Genomic DNA, 13,894 nt, shown 5'->3' on the forward strand with positions numbered 1-13,894 from the left:
GTTGCGCCGCAACCGGAACCGCCGAGCCGACCGCGATGGTCGCGGCAGCGGATGATCCTCGCCGTGGCCCTGGCCGTCGCGCTGGTGTGCATGGGCCTGGCCATCGGGTGGTGGGTCATCCAGCGCAACTATTACGTCGCCGAATACAACGGCCGGGCCGGGTGGCGACGTCGCCCGGGGCGGCGGGCAGATCGGCAACAGGTATTCGGCCAGCAGTTGGCGCAGCTGCGATTCGGCCTGGTCCAGGCTGCCCCCGGGCAGGCCGGTCTGCAGCTGCACCTGCCCGGGCCGGCGCAGATCTTTCAGCGTCATCAGCTGGCAGCTGGAGTGCCCCCCGGACTGGTCGTAGCTGATCAGCGACAGCTCGTTGCGGGCGTTGAGGCAGCCCGCCAGGTAGGGCTGCTGCAACGGCAGGCCCAGCAACGTCCCCTGGATGCCTCGCACCACGGCGACCCGGCCGTTGTATTCGGCGACGTAATAGTTGCGCTGGATGACCCACCACCCGATGGCCAGGCCCATGCACACCAGCGCGACGGCCAGGGCCACGGCGAGGATCATCCGCTGCCGCGACCATCGCGGTCGGCTCGGCGGTTCCGGTTGCGGCGCAACACGTTTGACGGGCTCCGCGCGGTTGCGGATGGCCGAGGCGCGACCGGCCGAGGTGTTGGGCAGCGTCATCTGGTCTTCGTCGCCCGACACCGCGCCGGCCAGGATCGGCTGGGTCTGGCCGTAGTCGTAGTCGACGACGTCGGCGACGACCACGGTGACGTTGTCCGGGCCACCGCCGCGCAGCGCCAGCTCGATCAGGCGGTACGCGGCCTCCGCCACGTCGGGGATCTGCAACGCCTCGAGGATCGTCTCGTCGCTCACCGGGTCGGACAGGCCGTCGGAACACAGCAGGTAGCGGTCACCGGCGCGGGCTTCCCGCATGGTCAGCGTCGGCTCGACCTCGTGGCCGGTGAGCGCCCGCATGATCAGCGACCGCTGGGGGTGGCTGTGGGCCTCCTCGCGGGTAATGCGGCCCTCGTCGACCAAGGTCTGCACGAAGGTGTCGTCCTTGGTGATCTGCGTCAGCTCGCCGTCGCGCAGCAGGTAGCCGCGCGAGTCGCCGATGTGCACCAACCCGATGCGGTCACCCGCGAACAGGATCGCGGTGAGCGTGGTGCCCATGCCTTCCAGTTCGGGTTCGGCCTCCACCTGGGCGGCGATCGCCGAGTTGCCCGACCGCACGGCATTGTCGAGCTTCGCGAGCAGGTCACCGCCCGGTTCGTCGTCGTCGAGGTGGGCGAGCGCCGCGATGACCAACTGGGAGGCCACCTCGCCGGCGGCGTGACCGCCCATGCCGTCGGCCAGGGCCAGAAGGCGTGCACCGGCGTAGACCGAGTCCTCGTTGTTGGCGCGTACCAGGCCGCGATCGCTGCGGGCGGCATAGCGCAGAACCAGGCTCACGGGCGCCACGCTCCGCCGCGAACGGGCAGGGGTGACACCGTGTGGGGTCGTGCCCCTGCGGCCCCGGCTACGCCGGCATCCTCGTCGTTGGTGTGGCTCACGGGCGCAACTCGATCGCCGTCTTGCCGATTCGTATCGGCGTTCCCATGGGAACTCTTACCGCAGTCGTCACCTTTGCCCTGTCAAGGTAAGTGCCGTTGGTCGATCCTAGGTCTTCGACGTACCACTCCGAGCCGCGCTGCGACAACCGGGCGTGCCGGGTGGAGGCGTAGTCGTCGGTGAGAACCAGGGTCGAGTCGTCAGCTCTTCCGATCAGCACCGGCTGCCCGCTGAGAGTGATGCGGGCACCGGCCAGCGATCCTTCGGTCACCACCAGATACCGGGGGGCGTGCCGGCGTTGGCGCGACGGCAGCAACGTGCTGCGCAACGCCAACCCGCGGCGCACCATGACGGCGCCGGTGGGTGCATAGATATCGGTCCGCAGGATGCGCAGGACGGACCAGATGAATACCCATAGCAACATTAAAAATCCGGCACGCGTCAGCTGCAGCACGAGTCCCTGCATCCGGCGTCCTTTCCGTCCTAGCGTTGCATCCCTGAGGCCCGTGACACCGAGCACATCAGCAACGTCACGATACTTGGACGGCGGTCGACACGGGGCGAAGCACGGCAGCGTGGAGCCCAGCCGATTTAGTGGATGCGGACGATGATCTCCGAGTGACCCAGCCGGATCACGTCCCCATCGGCCAGCTGCCACTCCTGCACCGGTGCGTTGTTCACGGTGGTGCCGTTGGTCGAATTCAGGTCCGACAACAGCGCCACCTGCCCGTCCCACCGGATCTCCAGATGGCGACGGGAAACCCCGGTGTCGGGCAACCGGAACTGGGCGTCCTGGCCGCGACCCACGATGTTGGAGCCCTCGCGCAGCTGGTAGGTGCGGCCGCTGCCGTCGTCGAGCTGCAGCGTGACCGAGGTACCCGCGGCGCCGTACCCGCCCTGGCCGTAGCCGCCGTAACCGCCGGCCTGGCCGTAGTCAGCCGCCTGACCGTAATCGGCGGGCTGCCCGTACTCGGCGGCCTGGCCGTAGTCGGCGGGCTGGCCGTACTCAGCCTGGCCATACTCGGGCTGCTGGCCGTAGTCGTACTCGCGGCTGCCGGCGTCGGGATATCCCCCGCCCTGCGGCGCGTACCCGCCGGCCTGGACATGCTCGGCGTACTGGGTGTACTCGCCGGATTGGTAGTCCTGCCGGCCGTACCCACCGCCCTGCTGATAGCCCTGGTCGTAGCCGGCGCCCTGCTCGGGATAGCTGGGCCGCTGCTCCTGCGGGGCGTAGCCGGTCTCGTCCTGCCGGGTCGGCCCGCGACCGTAATCGCCGTAGCCGCCGCCAAAGCTCTGCGGCGCGCCGCCGGCCTGCCCGCCCTGCGGGGCGTTGTACCCGCCGCCCGGCCGGTAGCCCTGGTCATAGCCCTGAGGGCCGCCCTGCGGAGCGCCGTAGCCGGCCGCCGCGGGCGGACGCTGCTCGTAGGACTGCGGGTAGCCGCCCTGGCCCTGCTCGCCATAGCCGCCGCGCTGGTCTGGGTAGCCGCGTTGCTCGGGGTAGCCGCCGCCCTGCTCCGGGTAGCCGCCTTGGCCCTGCTCGGGGTAGCCGCCCTGGTAGCCGCGCTGCTGCTCGGAGTAGCCGCCTTGGCCCTGCTCGGGGTAGCCGCCTTGGTAGCCGCCGTGCTCGGGGTAGCCGCCCTGACCCTGCTCGGGGTGGCGCGGCGGCGGGTAACCCTGCTGCGGCGGGTAGCCACCGTGCTCTTGCTGCGGGTATCCCCCGCGGGGGTCGGGCGCCCCGTGCGGGTCCTGGCCACCGCGCGCGTCGTCCTGCGGACGCCCGTAGCGGTCGTCGTAGTACTCGTCGCCGGGCCGGCCGGGTCCGGGAGGCCGGTAGCTCGAGTTGTCAGTCATTGGTGCTCCTCGTTCTGCGCCGAACGCGTTATGTAATTGTGGCCGGACGGGCTCATCGACCGTCGGGCGGGGTTCGACATCAGGGTTGACAGCACCACGGGCGTGGTACTGGCCGGTACGCAGGTCCGGTGACCGCTCGAACCGGACGACCACATCACCATACGTTTGCCACCCCCGTTCAGAGATAAAGTCAGCCACGTACCTCGCGAAAGCACCCGACGTGAGATCAGGGTCGGCGCCCACCTTCTCAAAGTCGTGCATACCGAGGGTAATGATGTATTCGTTGGGGGCCAAAAGGAGATTTTCCCGCAACCTTCGCACGCCATCGCGCGCCTCGCGGCGCAGCAGGCCCTCGATCTCCTGCGGGACCACCGATCCCCCGAACACGCGGGCGAACGCGTTGTCGACGGTCGCCTCGAGCCGACGTTCGATCCGTGCCGCCAGTCCGCGTTGGCTACCCATGCGAAGCCGCTCGCCCGCACTTGTGGCCGCCAATCGCCGGCCGAGGGCAAACACGCATCACCCCGCCCATGGTATCGGCCCAGCGCAGGGCGGCGGCCTGGAAATATCGAGAACCGCTCGGGCGCAGTGAAATGCCGGTTGGCGGCTGTCGGGCCCCGACAGCACGGTTGGGGAATGCGGCCTCTAGAGTGGTATGGTCCATCGGTTGTTTTTCCGGGCGAGTGGCGGAATGGCAGACGCGCTGGCTTCAGGTGCCAGTGTCCTTCGGGACGTGGGGGTTCAAGTCCCCCTTCGCCCACAGTGAGCGGTTCTGGGAACCGCACGCACGAAAGGTCACGAACTCGAAAGGGTTCGTGACCTTTCGTGTTTGTGCGGATCGGCTTCGCCGCTCGTGCTAGGTCGCCAGCTCTCGCCAGGCGAGGAAGGCCACGAGCAGGACGATCAGCAACCAGTTGCTTACCGCGTGCGCGGCGGCCGACTTGGCGACGGCACGCCGTCTCACCTGATCGACCCGGTCGTAACTGGCTGAGATCTGCTCCTCGAGTTTGTCCGCCCATGCCTTGCGCCGCTCGTCGTTTTCCTGCCGCACGCGTGCCCGTTCGGTATGCAGGGCGGCCAACGTTTCCGGATCTTCCTCCGCACCGGCCGGTAGCGATGGAGAGGGCAGACGTTCGTACGACGGCACGTTGCGCGCGGCTTGCAGCTCGGGGCCCAGGGTCGCCACGGCACGTAGGTACACCAGCAGGAAGTACATCCCGCTGATGGTGAGCGCCAGGCAGGCGCCGATCGGAATTCCCGCCCACATGTGAGTGAGCCCGAAAACGGCCTGCCTCCGCACTTTTCGACGGACCCCTTGCCGTTCACTGCCGGCGCGAAATGCCAACTCTTCGGCGTGCGCCATCCACGGAACCGCGGCGGCCAAGAGGATCGGCACCGCAAATCCGATCACTCTCCAGATCAATCCGGTCTGTCCCGTCTGAGCGAGACCGACGTTCCCGGCGTTGCCCAGCATCCGCCACCATCCCCAGCCGAGCAGCGGAAAAAAGTGGACGAGCCCGAGGTAGGCAGCGAAGACCAGAGTGAGCTGGCCGACCGCCGCCGGAATCATCCACCAGCGCATGGCCATTACCGTTTGGCGGTACTCCCGGCGGGCGCGTTCGCTTCGGACCAGGCTCCGCAGGATCCGCAACGTGCTGACGGCAATGAACAAGACCACGACGGCCGTCAGGACGGTGGCCGATGTTCCGTGAAGCATCGTCACTATCCCATCCTGACAAAGTGAAACACCTACCTGCGAGGCCTTTGCCTCGACAAACTGTGGTGGTGGATGAATCGGGCGTTGCCGCCCTAGGGCTATTGAGGCGCGAGTGAGGCTGCGGATCCTGTATTGGGCGCGCAGCGCCGACGGCATGTCGATCTGCGTGGTGACGAAAACCGATCTCTACGGCGCCCGGTTCTTCCGCGGCCAGGCTTCACACGCCCTCCGTGAAGTGCCGATTGCGCCGCCGCATCGGTCGGCATTGCAGGTGATCGTGCGGCTTCGCGACGGCGGTACCACGATGATTCGCACCGTGGACGCCACCTTCACCGTTCCGTCTCCGTTGCTCAACCCGGCGTGGCGAACCGACGTGCGCTACGGGCGCGAACAATTCGAATTGGTCGACCCGTCAGGGATTGAGGCGGATCTGACCGACGGCGGGTTGTGGCTGCGGGCATTGCCCGACGATGGTGATGACCCGTGAGGCCCCCGCCACACCCCGCACCACTCGGGTAGCCCGTGCCCGTGTCAGCAGGCGAACTCAGACCGGCGGCGCCGGGTCGTATTGGATGTAGCGTCGCACCTGCCGCGCGCGCTCGGCGCCGGCGAGCCGGCGGACGAGATGCAAGGCCATGTCGATGCCGGCCGACACCCCCGCGGCGGTGATCGTGTCGCCGTCGTCGACGAAGCGCTCGTCGCGGCGCACCTCGATCGTGGGGTCGAGCTCGGCCAGCCGGTCCAGCGAGGCCCAGTGCGTGGTGGCCGGCCGGTAGGCAAGCAGTCCCGCGGCCGCGTACACCAGCGAGCCGGTGCACACCGACGTCATCAGGGGGACGGTCGCGCGTTGCCGGCGGACCCACTCCAATTGGTCCTCGTCCTGCAGTTGCGGGCGGGTGCCCTGGCCGCCGGGGTAGATCAGCACGTCCAGCGGCGGCGCGTCGTCGAACGAATGATGGGCCTGCACCGCCAATCCTTTTGCGCACGTGACCATCCCGCCCGCGCGGGACAGGCAGCCGACGGCGTATCCGTCGTCCGGGAAGGCCCGTGTCCAGGCAGAAAGAACCTCCCAGGGCCCGATGGCGTCCAGTTCTTCCGCTTGGTCGAACAACACGATCCCGATGTGCTTGCCCATGCGGTCATCATTCACCACGGGCGCCTGCGGGCGCGATCAGTTTTACGAGTCGGCGGCGGCGCTGACTTGGCGACGAATGTCGTGCAGGTGATGGTGCACGTCATGCACCGTGTGGACGGCCACCCAGCGCAGCGACCTCTCCGCGGATTCGGGATAGTTGTAGACGACGGTGCGGTCCCAATCCTCCGCGGCGAGCCGCTCGAGAACGTTGCCAAACAAGCTCGCCGCGTCGGTGAGTTGTCGGGCGACGGCCTCCGGCTCTTGCTCGTTGTACCCCTCGTGGTCGGCCCGCTCGTCACGGCCCATCGGAGTGCAGCGCGCCCCGCTGCTGCGGCGGGCGGCCAGCACCCGTTCACGCTGCACCAGCAGCACGTCCCGCACGTGGCACGCGTACTCCAGCGGTGACCACACGTCGGGACGCGGCCGCGCACGCACGTCAATGGTGTTGCGGCGCAACACTTCACTGATCTCTGTCACGCGAACCCGGATGTCGTCCCCGGCAGCGGTGGCCGCAGTGAGATCGTAGGTGAAGCCGCAACCCGCGCAGCGATCTGTCACCGCGTCATAGTGTCAGATCGCTTTCGCGACGGCGATCGAGTGAGGGGGCACCGGTGGTGGCCAGTGCACGGTGCACAGCGCATTGGCTGGCCCGGCTATCGCAGGCCGCGCGGAGATCGCCCAGGTTCAGCGGGTTCCACTGGGCTGAGCCGCTGAGCACGCAATGTGAATGGGCCGCAATGGTGATTCGACGTGAACGCGCCCGTAGCTAATCTGTGTCCAACTCGGGAAGGCTCTTCCTTTTAATCCGGTGGGGATTTTTGTGACATTGATGGACGACTTCTCTCGGTTGGTGGCCAACTGGTACAAATGGGCGCCGGCGATGGGCGGTGGTATGCCGTACGTCACGACAGAATGTGACGACTGCGTAGTCGCTTTTATGACCAAGGACTATTCAGTCCACATCCGCTTCGATGGCACATGGTGGGCCATCGATACGGTTAACGATCGTGGCCAGCGAAAGGTTGATGACGCCAAACTATCGAGTTTTGCGCTGACCGAGAAATACCTCATTTGGAATTGGGCGACCGCCGCGCGGTCTGACCTCGCCTCGGGTCCGCTTGGCGCTATGCTCGCCCGTCAAGGCTTTGACCACAACGTCGATGTCTCAAAGGTCGACACCGAATACAAAATTTGTCTGCATGAAGACTGTGCGATCTTGTCAGTCGTCGACGCGACCATATTCAGTCACCTCATGGCCAAATCGATCGAGCAACTCGAACGCATCATCGCGGCCTTAGCAAAGTAAGTCGCGCAGCCATCTCGTTGGCGGGCTCTTCTACGAATTCACCCACCGGAGCACGTCGGGCGTAACGGGGTCGGTGATGTCGTCGTACTCGGGGTGTTTCTTCAGCACCGTGCCGATCATCGAGCAGACCGGCACGATGCGCTTGCCCTCGTTGCGGGTGGCGGTGAGCGCCTCCTGCACGAGGATGGTGGCCAGGCCGCGTCCGCCGTAGGCGGGGTCGATTTCGGTGTGGTAGAACACCCGCTGGTTGTCCCGGTCGGCGAAGTCGGCCAAGCCGACCCGTTTGTCGTCGACGGCGATGACGTAGCGGTCCTTCTCAGCGGTGACGGTCGCCTCGGCGCCGGTCTTATCGGTGGCCATCTGTCTCTTCCTTTCGTTGAAAACTCGGTCGGGGCCGCAGCCTGCCCGCGGGCAACGCCGGGGCGGGCAGCCGCTCGAGGGCACCGCGGTAGCCGTGGACGGCACCAAAGCGGTCGTCGTTGTCCTCCCATAACCGGCGGTACTCGACGATGTCATCGTGGCTGCGGCCGACGAAGTTCCACCACATCACGAGCTGCTCATCAAACGGCGCGCCGCCCAGCAGGAGTACCCGCGCGGGCCGCTCGCCCGCGTTATGGAAATGCAAGCGAGGCGCACCGGGACCGCGATACGCCAAGTCCCCGTCGCCGAGCGTGGCCCCCTCCACGTCGATCGGCCCTGCATCGCACAGCACGCCGTGTTCGAACGCCGCATCGACCTCGACGTCGAGCTCAGCGCCCGGGTCGACGTCGAGCTGAGCCCCCAGCAATGGCGTGAAAGTGGGTACCGGAGAACGGGTTTCGGCCAGCTCGCCGAGGAATACGCGCGCGACGGCCCCGCGCAGCCGGGCCGGCGTGGGCGCGTGGTGGGCGAAGCCACGGTCGGCATCGCGGTCGGAAGACGGCAACGCCACCCAGAGCTGGGCGCCATGCAGCACGCCCGCCGACGGCGTTGACACTTCGGAATGGCAGATGCCAGCGCCGGCGGTCATCAAATTCAGCTCGCCGGGCCGTACGACCGCTCGCACCCCGGCGCTGTCGCGATGCTCCACTTCCCCACCGAACAACCAGCTGACCGTCTGTAATCCCGTGTGCGGATGGGGCGGGACGTCCATCCGGGCGTCCGCCGGTCCGTAGTGGTCGATGAAGCACCAGGCGCCGATCAGCGCGCGGTCACGGTGTGGCAGGGTGCGACGCACCCGGATCGCCCGGGGGCCGCCCAACGGCACCTCGCGGCCGCGCAGCACCTGGACCGCGCTGGCCGCGTGCCGCCGGGGACCGCACGCGACCTCCGTGGGCTGGGCGTCCAGGTTGCTCATGATTGGGTCGAGTCTATTTGCGTGGGGGGCGTAGGACCCTCATCGCCAGCCGCATCACCGGCTCGGGAACCCTGTCCTTCATGGACAGCGCGTTGTCGGCGGCGCGGGAGCGCAGCGGGGCGCCGCGCCCGAACACCCGGTTGAGTGTGCCGCCGGACGGCTCGATGACGACGTGCAGCGGCGGCGTGCCCACCGACGCGCCCAACGCATTCGAGATCACCATCCGTTGTATCTCACTGGTGCCTTCGAAGATGGTGTACAGCTTGGCATCTCGATACCACTTCTCCACCGGATGGTCGGTGATGTAACCCCAGCCGCCCAGCGTCTGAATGGCACGCTCGGTGGCCTTCACCGCGACTTCGCTGGCTGCCATCTTTGACATCGAACCCTCGCCGCGTTCGAACGGGATGTTGTTGGCCGCCATCCACGACGCGCGCCACGTCAACAGCCGCGCCGCGTCGATCTGGGTGGCCAGTTCCGCCAGGGGAAAGGCGATGCCTTGGTTGTCGATAATGGGCCCGCCGAAAGCCTCCCGCTCGGTGGCGTAGGCCGTCGCGTATTCGAGGGCGGCACGCGCAATACCGATCGCCTGCGCCGCCACCATGGGCCGGGTCTGCTCAAAGGTGCCCAACGTTGCCGAGCCCGAACGCTTTCCGCCGGCCACCACCTCGCGGGCCTTCGCGAGCTTGTGTTCGAGCTTGTCCTGACCACCCAAAAGATTGGCGCCCGGAACGCGCACATCCTCGAACAGCAACTCGGCGGTGTGCGAGGCCCGGCAGCCCAGCTTGTCGAGCTTGCGCACCAGCTTCAGCCCGGGCGTGCCGCCGGGCACCACGAACAGCGCTTGGCCGCGGTGACCGAGCTCCTCGTCCACCACCGCATTGACGACGTGCACGTTGGCGATGCCGCCGTTGCCGATCCACATCTTGTGGCCGTTGATGATCCAGTCGTCACCGTCACGGCGGGCGTGGGTGCGCAGGTTCCGCACATCGCTGCCGCCCTCCGGCTCTGAGATGGCCAACGCGGCAAGTTTGAGATCGCCCGGCGTGCCGAAACATTCGGGCGCCCACTCCAGCATCTGCTCCGGGGACGCCGCTTGGCCGATCGCCGACAGCGCCAGCGCTGGCATGACGATCGCCAGACCGATGCCAGCACAGCCCCAGAACAGTTCTTCCATGAACATTGGCAACGAAATGCCGGTCGGGTCGCCGATCAGGTCGCGGTAGAAAAGCGGGCTGTAGAAGCCTCGCTGCGCAGCTTCCTCGAGGACCGGCCAGGGGAACTCCTGGCGCTGGTCGTAATGCAACGCGACGGGCCGGATGACGGTCTCGGCGAACTCGTGAGTGCGTCGCGCAAGGTCGTGCTGGGCGGCCGTCGGTGTCAGGTCGAACGTCATTGATGCGCCTTCGAGTCGACAAGCAGTTCGTTGCCGACCCCGACTACCCCCTCGACTGCAAAGACAAACGGCCGGACGCTACGCGACCCAGGTCAGGCGGCCGAACGAGGCTTCAGTTGCGCGACCGGCAGGTGCAGGACGACCGCCGCGACCCGAAGACTCTCGTGCTCGTGACGCGCCAGCAACGCCGCGTTCTCCGGCAACTGGCGGGCGTTGATTTCCCCGGCGGCGATCTGCCGCAGGACCTCGTGCGCCTGGGCAAGCTGCTCGCGCTTGCGGTACTGACCACCCGGCAGCTTCACCCCGGCCCACACGCCGTACTCCTCGCGATGGGCAATGGCGTGCTGGGCGCACTTGCGCTGCTGCGCCAGCGGGCACCGGCGCAGGCACTGGAGGCGGGCCTCGGTCGCCGACCGCTCATACGCGCGTGCCTTCGCCGCGCCGTCCCCACCGTCGTCATCGGGGTAGCCGAACCAAAGCTCCGGGTTGGCTGCGCAAGGGTGTCCCATCTCAGTCTCCTTGTCGGGCGTGAAACGTTGGCGAAAGCGTATACACAGTGAAGCCCCGTGCGCAAGCGAAACGGAGATAAAAACGTATATACGCATAACCGAGACATGGGCTGTGTAGTATCCGGCTATGGCCGGAGCGTGCGGTGAGCCGTGAATCGGCCGGGGCGGCCATTCGTGCGCTGCGCGAGTCCCGTGATTGGTCTCTGGCCGAGCTCGCCGCCGCCACCGGGGTCAGCATCATGGGCCTGAGCTTTCTGGAACGAGGCGCCCGCAAACCGCACAAAAGCACTGTTCAGAAGGTCGAGAACGGACTGGGCCTGCCGCCCGGCACCTACTCACGGCTGCTGGTGGCGGCCGACCCGGATGCGGAACTGGCCCGCCTCATGGCCGCCCAACCGCCCGCTCCCCCGCCGGCGCGGCGGGCGGGGCCGGTGGTGGTGGACCGGCACAGCGACACCGAAGTGCTCGAGGGATACGCCGAGGCGCAGCTCGACGCCCTCAAATCTGTCATCGATCGGCTGCCGGCGTCAACATCAAACGAATATGAGACGTATATTCTGTCTGTGATCGCTCAATGCGTGAAGGCGGAAATGCTGGCGGCCAGCTCCTGGCGGGTGGCCGTGAACGCCGGTGGAGACTCCACGGACCGCCTGATGGAGCACTTGCAGGCCCTCGAGGCGACCCGCCGCGCGCTCCTGGAGCGCATGCCCACCAGCCTCAGCGCGCGCTTCGACCGGGCGTGCGCCCACTCCGGGCTGCCCGAGGCGATCATCGCCGCGCTGGTCGGAGTCGAGGTCGACGACCTGTGGGACATCCGCAACCGGGGCGTCATCTCCCCGAGCGCCCTGCCCCGCGTCCGCGCCTTTACCGAAGACTTCGAATCGGGCCGGGAGCACCGCGACGACAGCGAGGCCGCCCGATGAGCCCGGGGGAAGTCGAGGTGCTGACGCGGGCTCATCAGCTCTTCGCCGGCAACTCGATCCGCCCGGGTCCGCAGGTGGATGCGGCCCGCTACCGCAGTCTGCTGCGGCGCTCGGCCACCCTCAACCCCGGTCTGGCGCAGGGAAGATACGCACGAGCGGTCGAGCGTGGCCAGCATCGACTGGCCGCGGCCGAGCACACCGACGCGGCACTCGCGGGCATCCTCGCCGCCGCCGAGCGCGACAGAACGCGGGCCCGCGACCTGACCGGGGGCGTGGTGGCGGCGGCCCGCGCCGAGGCACCGACGCACGCGCCGACACCGATGGCACAGCGCGAAGCGGTGCGCCGCCGCATCGCGCGGCTGCGCGCACAGCACGCGCACGTCACGTCGGCACGCGTGCGTGCGAGGCGGCGGCACGCCCAATTACAGTCGCTGCGTTACCAATTGGCGCACCAGCTGCCGACTCCGACCGGCCGTGCGGCCGTCGCGGTCCGCGCGGCGCTGTCGCGACTGGGCCGCCCGTACGTGTGGGGAGCGACCGGACCCGAACAGTTCGACTGTTCTGGGCTCGTCCAATGGAGTTACGCCCAGGCGGGTGTGCGCCTGGACCGCACGACCTATCAGCAGATTCACGACGGCATCCCGGTACCGCGCGGGCAGGTGCGCCCCGGTGACCTCGTGTTCCCGCACACCGGGCACGTCCAGCTTGCCCTGGGCAACGGCCTGGTCATCGAGGCACCGCACCCGGGCGCGTCGGTGCGGATCAGCCGGCTCGGCAATAGCATCGCGATCCGTAGGCCGCTATGACCGGCCACGACCGCCCGGTCGCGCGGGCACGAGGAATAGGGTGAGCCGATGCCGGAACAAGCCGGGCCCTGGGTAGCGGCGGTGCAGGCACAGCAATCGTTGCTGGCGAGCCAGCATGACAACGCGACCGATGCCGACCGCGCGCTGGTCGACGCGCTCGCCAGTGCCCACGCGAACGCGCGAGAGAGCTTGCGGCGCTTGGACGCGATCGCCGAGCAGCTCGAGCGCGCGGTGGGCCATGGGTCGGCCCTCGCCGTCGACACCCCGCTCGGCGCCCGGGAGTTCCAACGCTTCCTGCTCGCCAAGCAGCGCGAAATCGCCGCGGTCGTCGCCGACGCACGCGAGCTGAGCCGGACGAAAAAGGCTGCGCTGGACACCCTTCGGGCGCAGTACGGGGGCGAGGCCGGCCAGTAGAGCGCCGCGCATCTGGCCGCGCACAACCACTGGCGTACTGAATTGTCGCCGGGCCCGCGCCGCAGTACTGTCGCCGGGCATGGAGGGGTCGTGGGACGTCGCGCAGCGGAGTTCGCTCGCGCCACACCGCCTGTCGGCCTGATGTCGGGGTATGACGAGTTGCTCGCCGCGGTGAAAGACGTGCGGGACCGCACCGGTGATCCGAACGCCTGGCAGAAGGGGCTCGCGCCCGACGAGGTGGCCGCCGTCTTGAACCCGACGACCCGCCCCGACCACGTCGCGGAAATTCTGCGCAAGATCCGCCAACCGCAGGTGGCCGCATCACCGCCGACGAGCCCGCCGCCGGGCGCCGAACCCGCCCACGAACAAGGGCAGGCCGCCGAGGCCATCGCCCGCGCCGAAGCTGCTCTGGCGCAACAGAATTCGGCGAGCTCGCAGCTCGACATGCAGGTTGTCTCGGCCATCCTGAACGCGCACCTCCAGGCGATCGACGGCAGGGACGCGCTCATCCGGCTGCAGCGCGAGACCGAGACCGCGGTGCAAAGCCGCTCCGACCTGGACACCCCTGCGGGGGCGCGGGACTTCCAGCGGTTTCTGATCGGAAAGCTCAGGGATATCCGCGCGGTGGTGCTCAACGCCAGCCTGGACGACACCTCGAAGTCGGCGCTCATGGCGGCCTGGACGTCGCTGTACGACGCGTCGAAGGGCGACCGGGACACCGCGACGGGGCACCCGGTGGCCGACGGGGTCGTCGCCCCGGCGGACGGCACCGCCGGTGCGACCCCTGAGGACCTCGACGCCGAGTGGGATCCGCTGCTGGACTCGCTGCTCGGCGACGACGTGGCCGCCGACGATCCCGGGTGGGCGCCGAGCTCCGCGGCCGGCCCGCCGCCGCTGCCCCCCCGGCGCCGGCGCGATCTCCGCCTTCGGGGGCGGATCGCCGGCGCCGCTTC

The 13,894-nt window shown here is 68.2% G+C and carries 16 protein-coding genes and 1 tRNA gene; 7 read left to right on the top strand and 10 right to left on the bottom strand.

Annotation, left to right across the window (positions count from 1 at the left end):
• The 3 genes from A5714_RS09225 to A5714_RS09235 all read right to left on the bottom strand — a co-directional run.
• Positions 1 to 1,449 (bottom strand): PP2C family serine/threonine-protein phosphatase (locus A5714_RS09225; protein WP_231975846.1); only part of this gene is annotated, 1,449 nt, incomplete at its 3' end.
• Positions 1,450 to 1,546: 97 nt separating this feature from the next.
• Positions 1,547 to 2,014, bottom strand: a complete 468-nt coding sequence (locus A5714_RS09230; protein ID WP_068284704.1) for an FHA domain-containing protein — start codon at positions 2,012 to 2,014, stop codon at positions 1,547 to 1,549.
• Between the two features lie 125 nt (positions 2,015 to 2,139).
• A complete protein-coding gene (locus tag A5714_RS09235; RefSeq protein WP_068284706.1) occupies positions 2,140 to 3,861 on the bottom strand; it encodes a DUF3662 and FHA domain-containing protein in 1,722 nt (573 codons plus the stop codon).
• Positions 3,862 to 4,076: 215 nt separating this feature from the next.
• On the opposite strand from A5714_RS09235, the gene A5714_RS09240 reads away from it, so the two are divergent.
• A tRNA-Leu gene (locus A5714_RS09240) sits at positions 4,077 to 4,159 on the top strand.
• A gap of 96 nt (positions 4,160 to 4,255) precedes the next feature.
• Here the strand turns inward: A5714_RS09240 and A5714_RS09245 are convergent.
• A complete protein-coding gene (locus A5714_RS09245) occupies positions 4,256 to 5,122 on the bottom strand; it encodes a hypothetical protein (protein ID WP_156747243.1) in 867 nt (288 codons plus the stop codon).
• Between the two features lie 148 nt (positions 5,123 to 5,270).
• Between A5714_RS09245 and A5714_RS09250 the strand changes: the two genes are divergently transcribed.
• Positions 5,271 to 5,603 (top strand): hypothetical protein, encoded by a 333-nt coding sequence (locus A5714_RS09250; protein WP_156747244.1) that lies wholly within the window; start codon positions 5,271 to 5,273, stop codon positions 5,601 to 5,603.
• Between the two features lie 57 nt (positions 5,604 to 5,660).
• Here the strand turns inward: A5714_RS09250 and A5714_RS09255 are convergent, their stop codons facing one another.
• Together A5714_RS09255 and A5714_RS09260 are read right to left on the bottom strand one after the other, a co-directional pair.
• A complete protein-coding gene (locus A5714_RS09255; protein WP_068284713.1) occupies positions 5,661 to 6,251 on the bottom strand; it encodes a DJ-1/PfpI family protein in 591 nt (196 codons plus the stop codon).
• Positions 6,252 to 6,293: 42 nt separating this feature from the next.
• Positions 6,294 to 6,809 (bottom strand): DinB family protein, encoded by a 516-nt coding sequence (locus tag A5714_RS09260; protein ID WP_082959647.1) that lies wholly within the window; start codon positions 6,807 to 6,809, stop codon positions 6,294 to 6,296.
• A gap of 271 nt (positions 6,810 to 7,080) precedes the next feature.
• Here A5714_RS09260 and A5714_RS27035 point away from each other — a divergent pair, with 271 nt between their 5' ends.
• Positions 7,081 to 7,557: a hypothetical protein gene (locus tag A5714_RS27035; protein ID WP_231975848.1), complete on the top strand. Its 477-nt coding sequence runs from the start codon at positions 7,081 to 7,083 to the stop codon at positions 7,555 to 7,557.
• Between the two features lie 30 nt (positions 7,558 to 7,587).
• Here the strand turns inward: A5714_RS27035 and A5714_RS09270 are convergent, their stop codons facing one another.
• The 4 genes from A5714_RS09270 to A5714_RS09285 all read right to left on the bottom strand — a co-directional run bounded on the left by A5714_RS09270 (position 7,588) and on the right by A5714_RS09285 (position 10,798).
• On the bottom strand, positions 7,588 to 7,917 hold the full coding sequence (locus tag A5714_RS09270; RefSeq protein ID WP_068070797.1) for a GNAT family N-acetyltransferase: 330 nt from the start codon (positions 7,915 to 7,917) through the stop codon (positions 7,588 to 7,590).
• Positions 7,904 to 8,893 carry a pirin family protein gene (locus A5714_RS09275; protein WP_068284715.1) on the bottom strand — a complete coding sequence of 330 codons (990 nt, stop codon included), beginning with the start codon at positions 8,891 to 8,893 and terminating at the stop codon, positions 7,904 to 7,906. Before A5714_RS09275 ends, A5714_RS09270 begins: the two co-directional genes overlap by 14 nt.
• Before the next feature lie 13 nt (positions 8,894 to 8,906).
• On the bottom strand, positions 8,907 to 10,289 hold the full coding sequence (locus A5714_RS09280; protein WP_068284717.1) for an acyl-CoA dehydrogenase family protein: 1,383 nt from the start codon (positions 10,287 to 10,289) through the stop codon (positions 8,907 to 8,909).
• Positions 10,290 to 10,381: 92 nt separating this feature from the next.
• The gene (locus A5714_RS09285) at positions 10,382 to 10,798 is read right to left on the bottom strand and encodes a WhiB family transcriptional regulator (RefSeq protein WP_068070792.1); all 417 of its coding nucleotides are present in this window, start codon (positions 10,796 to 10,798) and stop codon (positions 10,382 to 10,384) included.
• A gap of 143 nt (positions 10,799 to 10,941) precedes the next feature.
• On the opposite strand from A5714_RS09285, the gene A5714_RS09290 reads away from it, so the two are divergent.
• The 4 genes from A5714_RS09290 to A5714_RS09305 form a co-directional block, all read left to right on the top strand.
• Positions 10,942 to 11,721 (top strand): helix-turn-helix domain-containing protein, encoded by a 780-nt coding sequence (locus tag A5714_RS09290; protein WP_068284719.1) that lies wholly within the window; start codon positions 10,942 to 10,944, stop codon positions 11,719 to 11,721.
• Complete coding sequence (locus A5714_RS09295; RefSeq protein WP_068284721.1) at positions 11,718 to 12,527, top strand: C40 family peptidase; 810 nt, start codon at positions 11,718 to 11,720, stop codon at positions 12,525 to 12,527. Before A5714_RS09290 ends, A5714_RS09295 begins: the two co-directional genes overlap by 4 nt.
• 48 nt (positions 12,528 to 12,575) lie before the next feature.
• Positions 12,576 to 12,941 (top strand): DUF4226 domain-containing protein, encoded by a 366-nt coding sequence (locus tag A5714_RS09300; protein ID WP_068284726.1) that lies wholly within the window; start codon positions 12,576 to 12,578, stop codon positions 12,939 to 12,941.
• Between the two features lie 141 nt (positions 12,942 to 13,082).
• The coding region (locus tag A5714_RS09305; protein ID WP_156747245.1) for a DUF4226 domain-containing protein at positions 13,083 to 13,894 on the top strand (812 nt) is incomplete at its 3' end.

Source organism: Mycobacterium sp. E2462, assembly GCF_001672685.1.
GTDB lineage: Bacteria > Actinomycetota > Actinomycetes > Mycobacteriales > Mycobacteriaceae > Mycobacterium.

Excerpts from the sequence above, each read along its gene's own strand:
- A5714_RS09230 (WP_068284704.1), bottom strand. The coding sequence starts at position 2,014 with ATGCAGGGACTCGTGCTGCAGCTGACGCGTGCCGGATTTTTAATGTTG.
- A5714_RS09235 (WP_068284706.1), bottom strand. The coding sequence starts at position 3,861 with ATGGGTAGCCAACGCGGACTGGCGGCACGGATCGAACGTCGGCTCGAG.
- A5714_RS09250 (WP_156747244.1), top strand. The coding sequence starts at position 5,271 with ATGTCGATCTGCGTGGTGACGAAAACCGATCTCTACGGCGCCCGGTTC.
- A5714_RS09255 (WP_068284713.1), bottom strand. The coding sequence starts at position 6,251 with ATGGGCAAGCACATCGGGATCGTGTTGTTCGACCAAGCGGAAGAACTG.
- A5714_RS27035 (WP_231975848.1), top strand. The coding sequence starts at position 7,081 with ATGGACGACTTCTCTCGGTTGGTGGCCAACTGGTACAAATGGGCGCCG.
- A5714_RS09270 (WP_068070797.1), bottom strand. The coding sequence starts at position 7,917 with ATGGCCACCGATAAGACCGGCGCCGAGGCGACCGTCACCGCTGAGAAG.
- A5714_RS09275 (WP_068284715.1), bottom strand. The coding sequence starts at position 8,893 with ATGAGCAACCTGGACGCCCAGCCCACGGAGGTCGCGTGCGGTCCCCGG.
- A5714_RS09280 (WP_068284717.1), bottom strand. The coding sequence starts at position 10,289 with ATGACGTTCGACCTGACACCGACGGCCGCCCAGCACGACCTTGCGCGA.
- A5714_RS09285 (WP_068070792.1), bottom strand. The coding sequence starts at position 10,798 with ATGGGACACCCTTGCGCAGCCAACCCGGAGCTTTGGTTCGGCTACCCC.
- A5714_RS09295 (WP_068284721.1), top strand. The coding sequence starts at position 11,718 with ATGAGCCCGGGGGAAGTCGAGGTGCTGACGCGGGCTCATCAGCTCTTC.
- A5714_RS09300 (WP_068284726.1), top strand. The coding sequence starts at position 12,576 with ATGCCGGAACAAGCCGGGCCCTGGGTAGCGGCGGTGCAGGCACAGCAA.